The sequence below is a fragment of the Vibrio sp. 1CM8B genome (assembly GCF_023161685.1).
In the GTDB taxonomy this organism is placed as follows: domain Bacteria; phylum Pseudomonadota; class Gammaproteobacteria; order Enterobacterales; family Vibrionaceae; genus Vibrio; species Vibrio coralliirubri.
Map to the genome: position 1 here is coordinate 412,138 of NZ_JALNTU010000001.1, position 17,704 is coordinate 429,841.

The 17,704-nt window shown below is 43.9% G+C and carries 17 protein-coding genes; 1 reads left to right on the forward strand and 16 read right to left on the reverse strand.

Features of this window, described 5'->3' with window-relative positions; genetic code table 11:
- Window positions 1-104: 104 nt before the first annotated feature.
- The 8 genes from MSG36_RS01695 to MSG36_RS01730 form a co-directional block, all read right to left on the reverse strand.
- A complete protein-coding gene (locus MSG36_RS01695; RefSeq protein WP_248365911.1) occupies window positions 105-851 on the reverse strand; it encodes a phosphatase in 747 nt (248 codons plus the stop codon).
- A gap of 18 nt (window positions 852-869) precedes the next feature.
- Window positions 870-1,604, reverse strand: coding sequence for a nucleoside/nucleotide kinase family protein (locus MSG36_RS01700; RefSeq protein ID WP_050620304.1), 735 nt, complete (start codon window positions 1,602-1,604; stop codon window positions 870-872).
- Window positions 1,605-1,612: 8 nt separating this feature from the next.
- The gene (locus MSG36_RS01705) at window positions 1,613-2,131 is read right to left on the reverse strand and encodes an MltR family transcriptional regulator (protein ID WP_164091097.1); all 519 of its coding nucleotides are present in this window, start codon (window positions 2,129-2,131) and stop codon (window positions 1,613-1,615) included.
- 56 nt (window positions 2,132-2,187) lie between these two features.
- Window positions 2,188-3,459 carry a zinc-binding dehydrogenase gene (locus tag MSG36_RS01710; RefSeq protein ID WP_248365912.1) on the reverse strand — a complete coding sequence of 424 codons (1,272 nt, stop codon included), beginning with the start codon at window positions 3,457-3,459 and terminating at the stop codon, window positions 2,188-2,190.
- Between the two features lie 47 nt (window positions 3,460-3,506).
- Window positions 3,507-4,919 (reverse strand): PTS mannitol transporter subunit IICB, encoded by a 1,413-nt coding sequence (locus MSG36_RS01715; protein WP_082152263.1) that lies wholly within the window; start codon window positions 4,917-4,919, stop codon window positions 3,507-3,509.
- 29 nt (window positions 4,920-4,948) lie between these two features.
- Window positions 4,949-5,392, reverse strand: a complete 444-nt coding sequence (locus tag MSG36_RS01720; RefSeq protein WP_050620302.1) for a PTS sugar transporter subunit IIA — start codon at window positions 5,390-5,392, stop codon at window positions 4,949-4,951.
- Window positions 5,393-5,943: 551 nt separating this feature from the next.
- Window positions 5,944-6,375 (reverse strand): GNAT family N-acetyltransferase, encoded by a 432-nt coding sequence (locus MSG36_RS01725; RefSeq protein WP_048610289.1) that lies wholly within the window; start codon window positions 6,373-6,375, stop codon window positions 5,944-5,946.
- Between the two features lie 119 nt (window positions 6,376-6,494).
- Complete coding sequence (locus tag MSG36_RS01730) at window positions 6,495-7,151, reverse strand: QnrS family quinolone resistance pentapeptide repeat protein (RefSeq protein WP_048614309.1); 657 nt, start codon at window positions 7,149-7,151, stop codon at window positions 6,495-6,497.
- 319 nt (window positions 7,152-7,470) lie between these two features.
- Here MSG36_RS01730 and MSG36_RS01735 point away from each other — a divergent pair, with 319 nt between their 5' ends.
- Window positions 7,471-8,061, forward strand: a complete 591-nt coding sequence (locus tag MSG36_RS01735) for a TetR/AcrR family transcriptional regulator (protein WP_248365913.1) — start codon at window positions 7,471-7,473, stop codon at window positions 8,059-8,061.
- 127 nt (window positions 8,062-8,188) lie between these two features.
- Here MSG36_RS01735 and MSG36_RS01740 read toward each other — a convergent pair whose 3' ends face one another.
- From MSG36_RS01740 to choV, 8 genes are all read right to left on the reverse strand, one after another.
- Window positions 8,189-9,436 (reverse strand): anaerobic sulfatase maturase, encoded by a 1,248-nt coding sequence (locus MSG36_RS01740; RefSeq protein ID WP_248365914.1) that lies wholly within the window; start codon window positions 9,434-9,436, stop codon window positions 8,189-8,191.
- 119 nt (window positions 9,437-9,555) lie between these two features.
- Entirely contained in the window at window positions 9,556-11,301 is a 1,746-nt protein-coding gene (locus MSG36_RS01745) for an arylsulfatase (protein ID WP_248365915.1), read from the reverse strand.
- Between the two features lie 91 nt (window positions 11,302-11,392).
- Window positions 11,393-11,824, reverse strand: coding sequence for a tetratricopeptide repeat protein (locus MSG36_RS01750; protein WP_048614300.1), 432 nt, complete (start codon window positions 11,822-11,824; stop codon window positions 11,393-11,395).
- Window positions 11,825-12,018: 194 nt separating this feature from the next.
- Window positions 12,019-13,224 (reverse strand): iron-containing alcohol dehydrogenase, encoded by a 1,206-nt coding sequence (locus MSG36_RS01755; RefSeq protein ID WP_248365916.1) that lies wholly within the window; start codon window positions 13,222-13,224, stop codon window positions 12,019-12,021.
- 216 nt (window positions 13,225-13,440) lie between these two features.
- Entirely contained in the window at window positions 13,441-13,884 is a 444-nt protein-coding gene (locus tag MSG36_RS01760; RefSeq protein ID WP_017070129.1) for a hypothetical protein, read from the reverse strand.
- Between the two features lie 72 nt (window positions 13,885-13,956).
- Window positions 13,957-15,372: a coniferyl aldehyde dehydrogenase gene (locus MSG36_RS01765; protein ID WP_248365917.1), complete on the reverse strand. Its 1,416-nt coding sequence runs from the start codon at window positions 15,370-15,372 to the stop codon at window positions 13,957-13,959.
- Between the two features lie 275 nt (window positions 15,373-15,647).
- Window positions 15,648-16,130, reverse strand: a complete 483-nt coding sequence (locus tag MSG36_RS01770; RefSeq protein ID WP_017061075.1) for a MarR family winged helix-turn-helix transcriptional regulator — start codon at window positions 16,128-16,130, stop codon at window positions 15,648-15,650.
- A gap of 361 nt (window positions 16,131-16,491) precedes the next feature.
- Window positions 16,492-17,703: a choline ABC transporter ATP-binding protein gene (choV, locus tag MSG36_RS01775; RefSeq protein WP_248365918.1), complete on the reverse strand. Its 1,212-nt coding sequence runs from the start codon at window positions 17,701-17,703 to the stop codon at window positions 16,492-16,494.
- Window position 17,704: the final 1 nt, after the last annotated feature.

The window sequence follows — 17,704 nt, forward strand, 5'->3', positions numbered from 1 at the left end:
TTTTTAAAAATTCATTATAAAATGCTGGTTACCAGATACGGAAAAGCCCAAAGTTATTAGCTTTGGGCTTTTTGATACCAGTAATCATTAACTCAGCAACACACTTAATATAAGTGTGTAAATTCTTCGATACGACTCTTACCGCGCAATAATAAAAAGTTCAAAAATCGGGATGTTGAGGTCGTGATTATTTTGTCTTCTTCCACACCGTGCTTTTCAAGTAATGCTTTTACAAGACCCAGATGAGCAATCTCTTCACAGAAATGCGCATCAGAACCTGTAGAAAAGTAAACGCCAACTCGCTTGCCGATCTCGACAATTTTTGAGCATCGCACATCGCTTCCTTTTCGGCTCTTGCCTGTCAGTGACGTATTGTTCACTTCAATTGCAACATTGTGCTCCTTTGCGCACAGCAGAACCGCTTCCATATCGAACTTGTAGTTTGGGTTCCCTAAGTGCCCTAGCACATCAACTTTGCCACTCTTAATAACGTTGATTAACGCCTGTGTATGTTCTTGCTTCGTCGAGGGCTTGAAAACTGGCTCATGTAAGCTCGCAATCACCCAGTCTAAGTGTTGGTAAGAAGAGGGAGGAAGATCCAACTCCCCAGCAGTGTTCAGTGTGTTGGCTTCCACACCACGCAAGATACCTACATCGTGCAGAAAGCGGGGCAAAATCCTTTGGTTATTGAAAAACCAGTAGTGGGGGGCTCCCGGCATTTCAGGAGCATGATCCGTTGTACAAAGGAGTTTTAGCCCCTTATTTTTCGATGCCAGTGCATTTTCGATAATGGTGCTATAGGCATGGCCACTTGCCAATGTATGAGTATGGCTGTCGACAACAATCTCCATTATGACCTCCTAAATTGTTTAATTGATTTGAAACGAACCGTCTTTACTCATGAAGAGTGTTAGGTCAGCAGGAATAGAATTGTCTAACACTTTATCGACGTTTTTTGAGTCTGAATTTTTATAGAACTCGACCGCCTCTTCTAATGTGGTACCTCCTCGCACCTTGCGGTTTACTAAGCGCTCTTCGAGGAACTTAGCGTCGGTGTCTATGAAGATGGTGAAATCAGCCAACTCATGCAATCCATTCCAAACAGGCTCGTTCAGTAACAACCAGTTGCCTTCAATCACGACAATGTCCTTGTCTACCGAGATTGCGTCATCCACAGGATCATGAAGATTTCTATCGTAATACGGCCACGTAGGATTTTTTACTTTCAGCTGTTTCAACTTATCGATCAACGAGGTTAGGTTGAACGTTTCGTGAGAGCCTTTAATGGTACGGAGTTTAATTTTCTCTTCATCACGAACGATGTAGTTTGAGTCCAATATCTCATTGGGGTAATGAAAACCGTCAAATGGCAATACCTGAAGTGGCTCAACGTTGGTTTGGTGATGGGACAAATGCTCCCAAAACGCGGCTAACGTCGATTTACCACTGCCAGGAGGCGCACACAAAAAGATAATCGTACGCTCTTTTTTCTGCTCAAAAAGTCGCGTAAATTTTTCAACCAGTGGTTTATGAATCTGTTCAATATCTTTATCAGGGAATGTCGCTTCGGTTTCAAAGCCACTCACATTTAAGGAAACTTTCATGTTCAACCTTATCCTAATATCTCTTTCTCAATACTTTCCAACAAGTTCTCGCAACAGAGTTTCAGCACTGTTTTAATCAGCGATTCGTAACGTGTTTGAGTGAATGAATCGAATGACGAGAATTTTAATTGGTTAATTGAATCTAAGTAGAAGCTATCTTTGCCTTTCGAGAGGTTTGATTGATTACTGATGAAGTCGTAAACCATGTCATCGCCAAATGTCAGCACTTGCGATTGCTTACTAGTGTATTCATACATTTGATCGAATAAGCCAATATCTGCGTAGGTTTCCAAAGAGATCTTACCCATCGCAAACATCAATTTAGAGGCGACGTCGGTTGTCACAAGAGGCCCATCTTCTTTTAAAAGAGGTACGACGGCGTACTCCATCACCAAAGCATCTTGAACAAACACGTTCGGTAATAGCTTTTTCAGTTTTTGGTTTATTAACTTATTAGACGCTTCGATCAAACTCGTCGCGGAATCACACTGTTCCAATGCATCCAATAATTCATCTTGCAACAAAATATCAATTACCTCATGAAGCTGTGGTGGCAGGCTCGCCACCACAATAATGAACCATATTAAACGGTTAAGCTCACATCATAAAATTCAAGTAGCGCTTTTTCTGCCAATTCATTCCAAACGTAATTATTGGCTTTCAAGATTTCATCAAGCTCCAGGAAGAATGGAGACTGCTCTGCCAGTGTATGGAATTGGTCAATCGCTGTCAGCGGTAAGTCGATATGTGGGTAAATCAATTTCTTGCCACCCGGAATATCTAACTGATTGAGAATTGTATGCGGTGCTGCTTCTAGACCACCAACGTGTGTCAGCATAAATGAAGGGTTGATTTTATTCGCTTCTGAAAGCTCAATAGACTCGACCATATCACCCGTAGAGCCACCAGAAGTGCCAACAATGTGAGTCGCTTCGTAGTGAACGTTATAGAAGTTGAATGGTACTTTGAACTGCTTGTCCGTTGGGCCAGCAAAGAAATTTAAGCAACCATCATTGCCTAGCAACTCATCCGCTTGCTCAAGCACTTGTGCAACTGCGGCATACACCATGACATCATCATACCCCTTGCCATCATTCAACTGCTTAAGGTGTGAGACAGGATCTTCTAACTTAGCGGTATTCACATAGAACAGTTCGATACCGTTCTCTGCTGCTTTTGATACAGGAATTAGGCTCGCAGCTCGCTCTAGGCGCGCTTCGTCAATATCGGTGACAACGATTCGACTTGGTTTGACTGGACCATTAATCGCGTAGTCAATTGCACCAATACCCATAGGGCCTGCACATGCTAACAATGCAAGAGCACCGCCCTCTTTGATGCCCATTTGATGTTCATATACGTAAGGCGTTGTATGGTAGCTTGCGTGGAACGCACCAATGATGCATGACATTGGCTCTGCAAGCGATGCGTTTGCATAGTAAGAGCTCTTGTATGGCAGAACACAGTCTAAATCAATCGCTACCTTAGGGATGATTGAGTACGTCGCGTTACCACCAAATGTCTCATAGCTGTAGCCTGCTGAGTAGCCTGTTGGCAAGCCCATAGCAGGTTGCAGTACAAAAGGTTCGCCCGGCTTAAAACGGTCTTGTAAGTTAGCACCTACTTCTACAATCACACCTGCGTATTCATGGCCTGTCATTACAGGTACTTCAGCAATATTTCCCGGTACACGTTTATGGTTGCTGCCTAACAGTGCTGCTTTGTAAGTAGAAAGACAGATGCTGTTTGAGATATTTTTAACTAAAAGTTCATCATCAGAAATTTTTGGAAGATCGAACGTTCTAAGTTGAACATCTTTTTCACCACGGATAACAGCAGCAGTTGTTTGAGTCATGATTTTCTCTCCGAAAGTGGGACCACTGAGTGGCCCCAAAATTTAAATTAAGCTTGTTGACCAATGGTATTCATTAGGTTGTCTAATGCAGGGTCATGTAAGAAGTTCTTGATAGTCACTACTGGTAAACCCGTTGCTTTAATCGCTCTATTCTCTAGGCTCTCGTGAGTCACCACCACATCGGCATCAGTTGGGACTTTTTCGATGGCAAAGTTTTTAACTTGAACATCGTAGCCAGCTTTTTCTAGTTTGCGTTTGAAAGTCGATGCTCCCATGGCGCTTGAGCCCATTCCCGCATCACATGCAAAGGCAATAAATTTGATGTTCTTTGCTTCTTTTGGCTGTTCTGTTGAAGCCTGAGCTGATGCTTTTGCTACCACACCTTCTGCTTTCATATCTTTCATGTCGGTTATCGACTGTTCAAACTCGTCTTCTGATTGTTCTTTCTTGCTCACTTTCAGGATTGCACTTGCGACAAGGAAAGACACAACCGTTGCTGAAGCCACACCTGCGATGGTTGCGAAGAAGCTACCTTTTGGTGTGAGAGCTAAGTAAGAGAAAATCGAACCAGGACTAGGGCCAGCAACCAGACCACCATCAAGTAGGTTGAACGTGGCAATACCTGTCGCCGCACCAGCAATCATCGCAACAATCATGATTGGCTTCATTAGCACGTATGGGAAGTACAGCTCATGGATACCACCGAAGAAGTGAATGATGATTGCACTTGGTGCTGATTTCTTACTTAGACCTTGACCAAATTTCGCGTAAGCCAAAAGCATACCTAGGCCAGGACCCGGGTTTGACGCCACCATAAAGAAGATCGATTTGCCCGTTTCCGCCGCCGCTTGCAGACCTAATGGGTAGTAAATACCTTGGTCGATAGCGTTGTTTAGGAACAGTACTTTTGCTGGTTCATTAATAATGGCAAGTAACGGTAGAAAACCAGTTGCTACAAGCGCTTCGATACCCGATTTAACGAATAGGTTCGCAGCAGTCACAGCAGGGCCAACAATCGCGTAAGCAAATAGACACATCAACATGCCGAAGATGCCTAGCGAGAAGTTGTTTACCACCATCTCAAAACCTGAAGGGATCTTGTCTTGTAAGCGTTTATCGATTTGAACGATCACCCAGCCACTCAATGGCCCCATGATCATTGCGCCAACAAACATTGGAATCTCAGCGCCAGCGATAACACCCATGGTACCTATCGCACCAGCAACTGCACCACGCTTATCCCCGACAATTTGTCCACCGGTATAACCAATAAGCAGAGGAAGTAAATAAGTGATCATAGGGCCCACTAATTCACCAAAATATTCGTTAGGCATCCAACCTGTAGGAATAAATAATGCAGTAATAAAGCCCCATGCGATGAAGGCTCCAATATTTGGCAATACCATCGCAGTCAAATGACCACCAAAAGATTGCACTTTTGCTCTTATATTTGTAGACACGGTATATTCCTTATTTTCAAAGGTTATTCTTAGTAGCTTTTAATAATTTCAAGTACGTCAGCTTTTGAAGATGAACCCGCTAGCTTGGCAATGTTTTCTTCATCAACTAACATTTCACTAAGTGCTTGAATAACCTCGATGTGTGTATCTGAATCCTTTGCAGCTAATGTTAATAAGACATTCGCTGGTCCCATTTCTGAACCGAAATCAACTGGGGTTGAAAAAACATGGATACCTAACCCAGTCTTTAGTACACCTGCTTCTGGACGGGCATGAGGCATAGCAATGCCTGGACAAAGAACATAATAAGGTCCATTATCATGCGTTGACTGAATGATCGCGTCTGCGTAGTTATCGGTAACGTAACCTTTGTCTTGCAAATAACGAGTCGTTTCTTTAACTGCATCTTCCCACTTATATTCAGAGTGGTTAATGACATCAATTAGGTCGTGGTCAATAAGGTCATAAAGCATAATATATCCCAGTTATTCTTGTTCGTTGTTGTTGGGATTATTATCAATGGAAGTTGTCGAATCGAGAAATGGCAAAGAAACGTGACTTTAGTCACCTATAAATAACTGTCAATCGAATATTTCTACGTTACCCCTCAATTTCAACCTGTAATTAAATAACAAATTTATAATTAAAAACAAGTCAATAGTTTAAGTTTGACAGTGGACTCAATAACTAAAATTAATTTAAAACAACAAAATGAGATATGAGTTCAAATTAGACGGTTGACCATAAATTAATTGTGATAATGGTTATGTTTATATTCGTAAAACAGGGAATGTAACACGCCAAAATCAGTGACCAAGATCGCGTATGAAATCTAAACACCATTCAACTGAAATTTTACGACATAACAAACTGCTAACTCACTCATCCAGCCTCACGACATGAAAACGACCTGCATAAAAAGTCAGACGAAACTCCAAATACGGAAAAGCCCAAAGTTATTAGCTTTGGGCTTTTCTTCTAGCGACTGTGGTTGATTACAACCGAGTGATACGACAACCGAGGCTTACAGCGTCATATGCAGAATTGGAAATGGTTTTCCCATGTCATCAAGTGGGGAGCGTGATTCAATTTTGAACCCCATGTGCTGATAGAAACCTACCGCTTGTGGGTTTTGCTCATTAACGTCAACTTTGGTGGCTGCTAACTGCTCAATCGCATGTTGCAATAACACCGTGCCTACGCCTTGCCCTCGAACTTCATTTAAAACGAAAAGCATCTCAACTTTTGCATCATGGACACCCACGAAACCAACAATCGAACCACTTTCATTTTTAACGCATTTCAAAGAGACTGCAGGGAACGCATATTCCATGATGATAGGTTTAAAAAACTCAATATCTTCTTCTGTAATAAAGTCATGAGTTGCTCGGACTGAATTCTCCCAAACCTTAAGCATTTCTGCATAATCTTCAGGAAGCACATTTTCTATAGTCATAATTTTCTCTAGATTAAACTGAATATAAACATGTGCAGCCGCGAAGCTATAGTGTAACAGGCATTAATAATACAAAACAACAGCGTTCACTATCGACTCACTCTACCTCACTGCCTCTATTAATCGGGCATGACCACAATACCCATGCTTTCAAGCAGTTGCTCTTGCTGCCACGCGACGATTTTAATCCCCGATGTATCTACCTTGCGAGGATCTAACCCTTCTAATTCAGCATGGCATAAATTAGCACCTTGCATACTGAATTGACCCCATACGTCTTCCGAGAACACACCTCGGCTGAGATCAGACTCTTTCAGTGACGCGCCGCCAAGGTAAGTGCCTATCCAACGGTTCTCAAACAGCTCACACTTCTCTAAACAAGCTTGTTCAAAATTGGCGTATGACAGATTACAGCCCGTAATATACGCAGAGCAAAAATACATTCTATTGCTTACCTGATTGGCAAAGTTAGCACGAGTGAAGTTAGCCCCTTTCAAGTCGCATTCACGTAGCTCAATCCCATAGCAATTCGCATTACTAAAATTCGCCATCGCCAGCTGGCAATTCTGGAAGCTTGCATCTCGTAAGTCGGCAACATCAAAGTGGCATCCCTCAATATCGCCTTGTTCAATAAACTTACAGTTAATAAACGTTGCGTCACGTAAGTTCGAACGTCTGAAATCACAACGGATAAACGTACAGGCTGTAAATGTAAGCTCTGATAAGTCTTGCTGAGCAAAACTGTGGTGATGATAAGTGCTGTTATTGGTGTCCATTTAGCCCCCTAAAGAAATTACGCTAAGACTATCATTGCGATCTCAAGAAAACACTAAATTAAAAACCAACAAAAACAGCAACTTAAAACACCCCGATTTAGCTATTTTAAGGCACCAAACAAGCTCTTTAAGGTTGTTATTTTCGTTTTATAGCATGCGCTTATCTTGAAAAAAGTTTTGTCGCTTAGAAGTGTAAGCAAGAGAGAAATCAATTTGACGAAACGAGTCAATTATTGACCGGGTCCTAACGCGCTAGACTGGACGGTTGGTATGTTGCTGGTTACACTATTCCTCATTCTCAGCATAAAGAGTAAGAACAATGAAAGACATGCGACAAGCTATGCTCGATGCAGGGTTTAGCCTTATTAATGAACACGGGTTTGCTGGTGTTGGCCTGATGAAAATCATCAACCAAGCGGAAGGCACGAAGGGTTCTTTTTACCACTACTTTAAATCCAAAGAACACTTTGGTGAGATCCTTCTTACTAACTACTTTGATGAGCATCTCGCTAAGCTAGATGACTTTTTAAGTGATGAGTCGCTTTCTCGTCGTGATCGCGTTAAAGCCTATTTCGAGTTTTGGTGTGCATCGAAACTGACTGAAGACTTCAATATCCAATGTCTTGTCGTAAAACTGGCGGGAGAAGTATCTGGGTCTGCTAACCCATTGCAATCGACCATGGCAGAAGGCGCAGAAAAGATCATCCTGCGTATGGCAAAGCTGTTTGAAGAAGGTAATGCCGATGGTGATTTCACTATCGCAGAGCCAGAATCGCTATCTCGAACGCTTTATGGCTTATGGCTAGGCTCAACGCTCATGGCCGCGATGCAGCGCAACCGTTCGATTCTAAACAATGCCATGGATGAAACCATTCTTGCCATGAGCCCAACACAAGAATCAGCTGACTAGGTACCCGTTACTACATACCAAATACCAAATACCAAATACCAAATACCAAATACCAAAAGGCTCGCACAATTTAGCGAGCCTTCTATCTAACTTTAAATCTTGATTAAATCGATTCACGCCTACTCCGTTACCCCAGACGAGACGCAATATTATTGGCTTTGAGTAAGCCCTTAATAATAGGGTCGACATGCTTGAAGAAGCTCAGCCATCCTTCACAGAGATAATTTAACCCAGCCTCACCATCTCGGCTTGTGATGATTCTGTTTTTTGGGCACTCGCCATGGCATGCAAATTTAAACTCACAGGTTTGGCATTGTTTCGGCAGAGACTTCTGTTTGGCGAACCCAAAACTCTGCTGCTTTGGCGAGAAGGCTAAAGTTGAAAGTGCTTGTTCCTGAATATTACCCAGCTGAAATTCAGGAAAGACATAATGATCACATGAGTACACATCGCCATTGGGCTCAACTGCTAACCCTTTGCCGCAGATCTCACTCAAGGTGCACATGGTGCTTTCTCTGCCCATCCATACACCGACAAAATTTTCAAAGTACGGCACTAACACTCGACCAAAATCGTGTTCAAACCACTCATCAAAAACGGCAGTGAGGAATTGTCCCCATTGCGCAGAGCCGACACTCCACGGTTCAACCTCGCCTGATACAGGAATGATCGCTTGTTGGTTGCTCAACCATTTATTGTTGGTGTGAGCTTCGCGCTTATCGACCACAGGTATAAACTGCAATTGCTTCGAACCCACTTCATCGCGTAGAAAGCGATAGACCTCTAGTGGATACTTACCTGTTACGTCATTCACGCAGCTTAGAGTCGCGAACTCGACGTTATGTTGCTTCAAGTAGCGAATACCACGCATTGTTTGAGAAAAGGTTCCTTTGCCTGCACGGTTGGTTCGGTAGTGATTATGTAAGTGCTCTGGGCCATCAATACTCACGCCAATGATAAAGTTATTGTTCTTAAAGAACTCACACCACGCATCATTCAATAAAGTGCCATTGGTTTGAAGGTCGTTGCTGATCTTGCTGTAGCTAGGACAATATTTTTTCTGCAGCTCGACGACCTTTTGAAAGTACTCAATCCCCAACAAGGTAGGCTCTCCACCATGCCAAGAAAAGATGATTTCAGGCGTGTTCTGCCCCTCTATGTACTGTTTGATATAACGCTCTAACAGGACTTCATCCATCGTATATTGAGAGCCTTTTGGGTATTCAAGCAGCTGCTGTTTTTCTAAGTAATAACAGTAGGTGCAACTGATATTACACACCGCCCCAATCGGTTTTGCTAGCGCTTGAAGCTTGCTGTGTGCTTTACCATTGAACTGCGGAATTGAACTCAAATTTGATAGCGATAGTGTCGTCATGAAGAGTGCCTCGATGTAAAAGTTATTGTATTAGCCAAAACAATTCGTAATTCCTTTACACGGTGTTCATCGGCCAACCAAGCTTAATGGCATTAGGTTGGCCGAGTGGTTCATTTCCTCTATTTCACGTTTTCAAACGGATTCCACTCTTCGTCAACCGGGACGATGTTTTGCGCTTTTTCGTACTCTTGATATTCAGCGACCATTTCAAGGAACAGATCTGGCATTTGATTTCTCAAGTCATGTTGCTCGGCTGGGTCTTTCTTGGTGTTGTATAAGTGCCACTCGCTGTCACCGCCCATACCGGTAGAGATTCGAATGATCTTGTAATCACCTTTTAGCAGAATCCCGCTACCAAACAATTCAAATGGAATCGCATTATCGGCACTGTGCACCTCTGCCGTTTCACCTTTGAAGTAAGGCAACAAGCTCACACCACTCATCGGCGCCACTTCTCGACCTTGATATTCCGTTCCTGGATGCTCTACCTCTGCAATTTCAAGAATCGTGGCTGCAATGTCTTTCACTTGGGACAAGTCGTCTGTTTGAGTTCCCGGCTGTAACGCATCTTCACCTTCTAGAAGCGCTTTGGCTGGCTTAACAATAAACGGCACACGAATACCGCCCTCTGCTGTGTAAGCTTTGTACCAAGATAGGCCGCCGGTTGAAGCGCTTGCCCATTCAGGACCCAGTGACACACTGGAGTTCGCCTTACCTAAGTTTTCGGTCGAATTATCGAAGTGATGAGCGGTCCAGGTTCGGATCAAGTCACTGATGTTTTCACCGGTAATATCCGCCGCTTCTGGGCCGTTATCCGCTAGATACATGATGTAGGTATTATCGTATTCCCCGATTTCTTTCAGGTAATCGACTATCTGACCGACTTGTTGGTCCTGCATTTCCATCATGCCCATCGCGACAGCCATTTTCTTGCCGTACCACTTTTGTTCTTTCTCAGAAAGCGAATCCCAAGGGCGGCTTAATGAATTACGTCCTGAAATCTCAGCCTCTTTAGGAATCACGCCCATCTCTTTCATGCGTTGGAAACGATCTTCTCGAACCGAGTCCCAACCATGTTCAACGTAGTAATCGACTTTATCTTGATAAGCAGACTCAGGCGCTTGCAGTGGCAGGTGAATACCGGTGAATGGCACGTAAGCGAAGAAAGGCTTGCCGTCGTCTTTTTTACTGTCGATCATCTTGATGATCTCGTTGGTGTAAACTTGGTCTGAGTACTCGCCTTTGTATTTATCCTCAACCACTTCACCGTTGCGGTAAGTTGGCTCAACTTCAACACCAGGAATATCGCCTTTTTGCAGCGCATCCGCTGTCGCGGCATTTTTAGCCGGGAACATCATATCTCGGTTAAAGTGATTCGAACCGCCCGCTAAAATACCGTAACTCTCCCCAAAACCTCGATCATCCGGTAGGAAGCCATCCTCGTGTCCCAAATGCCATTTACCAGAGAGGTAAGTGTTATAGCCGCTCTCTTCAAGCAGCGTTGCGACCGTGACACCTTTCTTGGTGAGGTAACCTTCATAACCCGGCTTACCAATCGCGCCCGGATAGACAGCATAGTCGAAGGTGCCTAGCCCAACCTCGTGACTGTTTGCTCCGGTTAGCATCATTGAGCGCGTTACCGATGAGGTTGGTGACGCGTGAAAGTTAGTAAACTTGACCCCCTCTTCAGCCAGCGCCATCAGGTTTGGGGTATCCGCTTCTGAGCCATAAGGCTGTGTATCGGCAAAGCCCACATCATCGCCAACAATAACAACAATATTCGGCTTTTCTGATTCAGCCGCAAGAGCAGCACTGCTTGCCGCGGCCATTGCCGTGAACACTAAAGATTTCTTGAATGTCTGCATAAGACGTTCTCCAATTTCTGTGATTAATTTTTTTATGATTAACTTTTTCTGTGGTTAACCTTTCTGTGATTAACCTGAGTTAGGATTTGAATTAGTGCGCGGCTTGCGACATCCAATGTAATAAGTCGAGCGCAGGGTCATACTCTTGAGCTGCTGCCATGCCGATCCAGGTGACAGCTTCCGCTTGGCTGGCTTGAACGCCACTTCCAGAGATATACATCAACCCAAGCTGTGTTTGAGCTTCAGGGCTACCGTTATTGGCTGCGGTGACGAACCACTCCGCGGCTTTTTCATCATTCTGTTCTACGCCATCTCCGCTCAGATATAAGTAACCGACAGAGAGCTGGGCATCCAATTGCCCTTGGTAAGCCTCATCCAACAATTGCACGACATCTTGATGCTGCTGCGATTGATCCATGGTGGCTGCGTTCTTAGAGCTTTCGCTTCCAACGCTTGCTTTGGCAAAAAACAGAGCAGCCAAAACACCAGTCATAATCACGGTAGTTAAACGTTTATTGATCATTTATTTCCTCCTCGGGAATAAAGGTCACAACGTCCCTGTTGAATGAGTTAGGTGAAAAGTAGGAATGGCGCGATGATGCACAAGCTTGATAGCAATACGTTTTCAATTTTCATAATTGGCTCTCGAGTAATAGTTGTGAGTGAATCAGGGACTGAACTAAATGGTCATAAAATTCAGTCGATTAAGACAGAGACTTAAATCGCTTTCTCAATGATGGTTTCAATCGTCTGTTTCGAGATTGGGTAGAACTGAAAGCAAATGTCTTTTTCAATCGCTTCCGCAATGTTGCTCTTCTCTTGCTCATCAAAGTCCCAGCTGCTGAAACGCTTCATCGCACCGACACTGGTTTGGAAGTTGTTTAAGAAATCCAGCACTCTCTGGTAAACCATCTCATCGGTTCCCGTCGTGTCGACAGAGAACGCTTGAGCTAACTTCGCCGCATTCGGCATATAGAATTCAGGCAGCGCTTCAATCACAACCGGCATCAGTACCGTGTTGGCATCACCATGTGGAATGTGGCTAATCGCACCAAAAGCGTGAGCACAGTTATGAATTGGAATGCCGCCCAAAGACGAATAGAAAGCAGAGATCGCCATGGTGCTCGCTTGAAGAAGGTTGCCGCGTGCTGTTAGGTTTTCTGGCTCTTTAAGTGCCAAGGGTAAGTTTTCAACAATCAGTTTTGCAGCCTGAATGCCGTAAGCGTCAGTGAATGCATTACTCATTGGCGAGACAATCGCTTCAACAGCGTGTGTTAGTGCATCCATCGCGGTAGAACGAGTCAGGTGAGCTGGCAGCTTAGTGGTCACCGTTGGATCAAGGATTGCGATATCGGCTTCTAACCCAGACGCGACTAAGCTTGCTTTGATGTTTTCATGTTCGTTGTAAAAAACAGCAATCGGAGAGGCTTCTGCGCCCGTACCAGCCGTTGTCGGAACAGCAATGTGGGGCACTCGAATATCTTCATTGTTTGGCCATACATCCATATGACCACCACCTGCAATTACAGTGCGAATGTCATCTATCTTCTTATGAAATGCGTATTTCACACCTTTAGAAGCATCAATTACGCTGCCGCCGCCAACAGACAAGATCGCATCAGCATTGACGCTGTTTGCAAACTCAATGGCTGCATTGATGTTGTCGCAAGTCGCGTCTGGCGCGATATCGGTGTACACGCCAACAAGCTGAACCGATTGTTGGTTCGCTTCCTGATTCCCATTCTGGTTTACAAATAACGCCGAGAACTGCTCAACAAAACCAAGAGACTCCAAACCTTTATCAGAAAAGAGCACGACTCTTTGCGCACCTAAGCGACCAAACAGAGAAGGGATATTTTCAATGCCGTTCTCTTGAGCATGAACAATGGTTTTAAGTTGAAAGTTAAAATTATTGGTTGTCATGGTGTTTACCTCATTTCTAGTTGATGACTAAACAATAACCAAAACAAACCGGTCGGTCTAGAGTGTAAATGTCAAAGATATGTCAATTAAGATCTTTATAGATCATTGCCCCAAAACGAAAAAAGCCCGCAAATGCGGGCTGTAATCATAAGTAAGCTATTGATCATTAATGAAGTGTCATTGACTCACCCTGAGCAACTCACAAACGGTTAACGATTAACGAAGGTGAGCTGGGACCTTACTCTTATCTCTAGTGAGGTAGTAGTACAGATAAACCAAAGAATAAACGGTCACAAATCCATCGAGCGCAAACACGCCGCTCCAGCCATAGAACCACTCATAATCGTTGATACACACGTTGTATAAGAAGATGCCAACAAACATCGACTTCTCAAATGCGCTGTAAATCATGGTCGAGGTGCGCAGCGATTTGTACTTCGCAGAGAACATCAACAACACACCAATACAGCCAACCATCACACCCCAGTGTTGATAAGTCCCCAGCAAATACTCTTTGTTTTCCATCATCGTATCGTTGTATGAGAACAGCGTCTGCATACTCCAATCTGGCGCTAGGAAAGTGGAAAAAGCCGTCGCCGTTAAGAAACCTGTAATCATCAAATACGATTTGATCGTACGTTCAAAAAAACGTTCCAACATAAAAGTAACCTCTTAAAATAATTTCGTGAAAATAACTTTTTGAAAAATAAACAGTGTCATACCAACAGTGATTTACTGGCCAAGCATGCCCATCACTGCGGTTTTTAATTCGTTGTCTTCTTTTGAAAACAGATGCTTAACTCGATGATCTAAACCCGTTTCCAAGACTGTTTTGGCGTGGGAGAAAGTCAGGAAACCTTCTTTGCCGTGATAGTTGCCCTGACCTGATTCACCAATGCCACCAAACGGCGCGTCATCAACCGCTAAATGGAACACACAGTCATTAATACACATGCCACCGGAATGAACTTGGTGCTTAACCTGCGCCTGTAAGCTCAAATCAAAGCTCATCAGGTAGAGTGCCAAAGGCCTTGGTTTGCTATTGATGGCTTGGAACGCCTCTTCGACATTGCGATACGTAATCAAGGGTAATAATGGGCCGAAAATTTCTTCGTTCATCACCTTGGATGACAGGCTTGGTGCAACGATCAAATGTGTCGCCAAGCGATGAGTGTCTAAGTCCATCGCTTCGTCATGGCAAGCAACGATTCGTGTCCCTGCTTGCTGTTCTTCATTCAACAGACCAACAATACGATCACATTGGCGAGGGTTAATGAGCGAGGTTAAACTCTCAGAGTAAATCCCTTCATCGAACAATAATTGGTACTGTTTTTTGTACTCCAGAATGAAGGCTTCGAGCTTATCTTCAGGGAGTAGCACGTAATCTGGAGCGACACATACTTGGCCATTGTTTAGGCTCTTGCCATAAATGATTCGCTCTACCGCAATATCAATCGGCATGTCTTCTGCCACGATAACCGGCGACTTTCCACCCAGCTCTAGCGTGACTGGGGTTAGCGTATCAGCCGCTGACTTCATCACTTGGCGACCCACTTGGGTTGACCCTGTAAACAGAAGATGATCAAACGGCAACGCCGAAAATGCGGCTGCGATTTCTACCTCACCTTCAATCAAGCACACCTCATCGGCATGGAAAACTTCCTCCAATAGCGATCGTAATACTTGGTTTGTCGCTGGGGTAAATTCGCTCATCTTGATCATGGCGCGATTGCCTGCAGCCAGCGCCGAAATAAGCGGACCGACGGATAACATGATCGGAAAATTCCACGGAGCAATAATCCCTACGACGCCTTTGGGTTGATAAACCACCTCAACACGAGAGGTTGAAAGTAATGGTCCGGAATGACGAATTGAAGATGTCGACCAATGAGGCAAACATTCAATGCTGTGATCAATATTTCCGATACAAGGCAATATGTCAGCCATCAAAGTGTCTTGTCGGCTACGGTGACCATAGTCCTCACTCACGGCTACACACAAACGATCTGTGTAATCGATAAGCGCAGATTTAAGTGCGAGCAGCTGCTCAATTCTCTCCGATATCGCCGGCATCGGTTTCTGTGCAAAAGCTCCCTGCATGCTGTTCAACGTCATGGTCATTTGTGTTGGCGTCAATTCGTGTTTCATACATCACCTCGTGGTTAAGATGAGCACACAATAATACAAAACAGACCGGTCGGTCTAGCATTTTATTGTCAGAGAATCGTCAATGGAGTTTTGATTACAATCCAATGAGGCGGCTTCAAACGGGGCAAAAAGTCAGGGGAATTTAAAATAAGAAGGCGTAACTAACACGCAGGGCAAATAGAGGTTTTAAATGGCAGGATCAAAAATGGCCGCTTAGTGCGACCATTTGACAATTATTTAAGTTGTTGTTCTAAATAAACAATTTATAAATAAGGTTAGCTCTTGGCTACGTTTGCAATGCCTTCAAGTTGAAGTACTGGAGCGGCGTCGATGTCTTCTGCGTTCATCATTGATGATACTCGCTGCATTGAAGAAAGCAGTAAGCTTTGCTCCCACGGCTCTAGGTTTTGGAATTTTTTAACGAAGTTATCTTGCAGCGGTGGTGGCGCATTGTTTAGCAACTCTTGACCTTTTTCAGTCAGGTTTGCGTGTACTTTGCGGCGATCTGACGAGCTGCGAACACGTTGTACATAGCCATTCAGTTCCAAGCGATCGATGATCGTGGTTGTGGTGGCTTGGCTCACATTGGTGTGATTAGACAATTCTTTGATCGTCACATTACCCATTTCTTGGATTGCTCTCATTAAGATTAATTGAGGGCCAGTCAAACCATACTCTTTACTCAGCTTTTTCGAATGTAAATCGATAGCGCGAATAATTTGGCGAATAGCGACCAGGATTTCGTCATGTTTGTCCAAGATGCAGACCTTTGTACTAATATACTGTGAATGGTTTTACAGCGTCGAAGCGATGGTATGTCCTGATTATTTACGTCAGGCGAGCTCGAATTACACTGTAAATTGATAAATTACTTCATTGATTTTTCCGCATTGTACTGATGTTCATACTATTCTCAATCTTTTCTATACCACTAAACTTGCGTGGTACGGCACTTTTACTTAATGAAGGGGAAATGAAAGCTTCAATGAAGGCAAAAATAGTGAGTCAGAGAATACAAGTTCAAAGAATAATATATTTTAATAATCATAGAGGTAGAGAGACTTAACCCTCTCCACCTAATAAAAAACCAGCCCTAATCGCCAAGCTGGAAACGAAATTTTACGCGGCTGTATTCATCTGAAAATTACCCGTTAGTGCGTTGTAAAACTCGCTGTTATCCAAAATACCCACTAATTGGTTGTCTTCAACGAGAAGAATTGGGTGGTTACTGATCTGCTTGAGCTTAATCGCATCACGCATGCCAATTTCAGGGCTTGCCACAACCACACTCGACGCGCTGATCGCGGTTAGGTCGTCAGATTCGCTCCACTCGACAAGCGCCAAAGCAGATTCACCTTTCACAGATAAAGCACCTTCACTCTGTTCAACCCAGAGATCTTTAGAATCGCAGATCTTCCAGCTTTCATTCTCTTGCGTCAGTGAATCAAGAGGCTGCATTAAAGAGCGACCTTTAAGCACATTCAATGGATTGGTATGAGCAACGAAGTCTTTTACGTATTCTGTTTTTGGCGTCAATACGATCTCTTCAGGCTTACCGTGTTGAATCAGTTTGCCGGACTCCATGATCGCGATGTTGTTACCAATCTTCAGTGCTTCATCTAGGTCGTGACTCACGAACAGAATCGTTTTGTTGAGTTTGTTTTGCAGTGTGATCAGTTCATCTTGCAGCTGTGCACGAATCAATGGGTCAAGCGCCGAGAACGGTTCATCCATCAATAGAATGTCGGTGTCCATAGCGAACGCACGCGCCAAACCAACACGTTGCTGCATGCCGCCAGAAAGCTCATGCGGGAATTTGGTTTCCCATTCCGCTAGGCCGACCATTTCTAATTGTTCACGCGCTTTTGCACGACGAACATCTTTTGCTACTCCCTGCATTTCAAGACCAAACGCCACGTTGTCTAATACATTAAGCCATGGCATCAAAGCAAACTTTTGGAAAACCATGGATACGCGGTGAGTACGAAGGTGACGCAGAGTCGCTTCATCACATTGTGCTAAATCGACTTGTTGGTCACCGTCTTTGATTGTTAGTGAACCACGGCTGATCTCATTCAAGCCGTTAACTGCGCGAAGCAAAGATGATTTACCAGAACCAGACAAACCCATCAATACACAGATCTCGCCTTCTTCAACCGTCAGCGACACATTGTCTACGCCGACAACTTGACCTGTTTCATCGATGATCTCTTGGCGAGTTTTACCCTGGTCGAGTAGTTCCAGCGCTTGATTGGCTTTGTTACCAAACACAACGTCAAGGTTTTTAATGGTAATCGCGTCCATTGCCTTTTGTTCCTGAGAGATAGACATG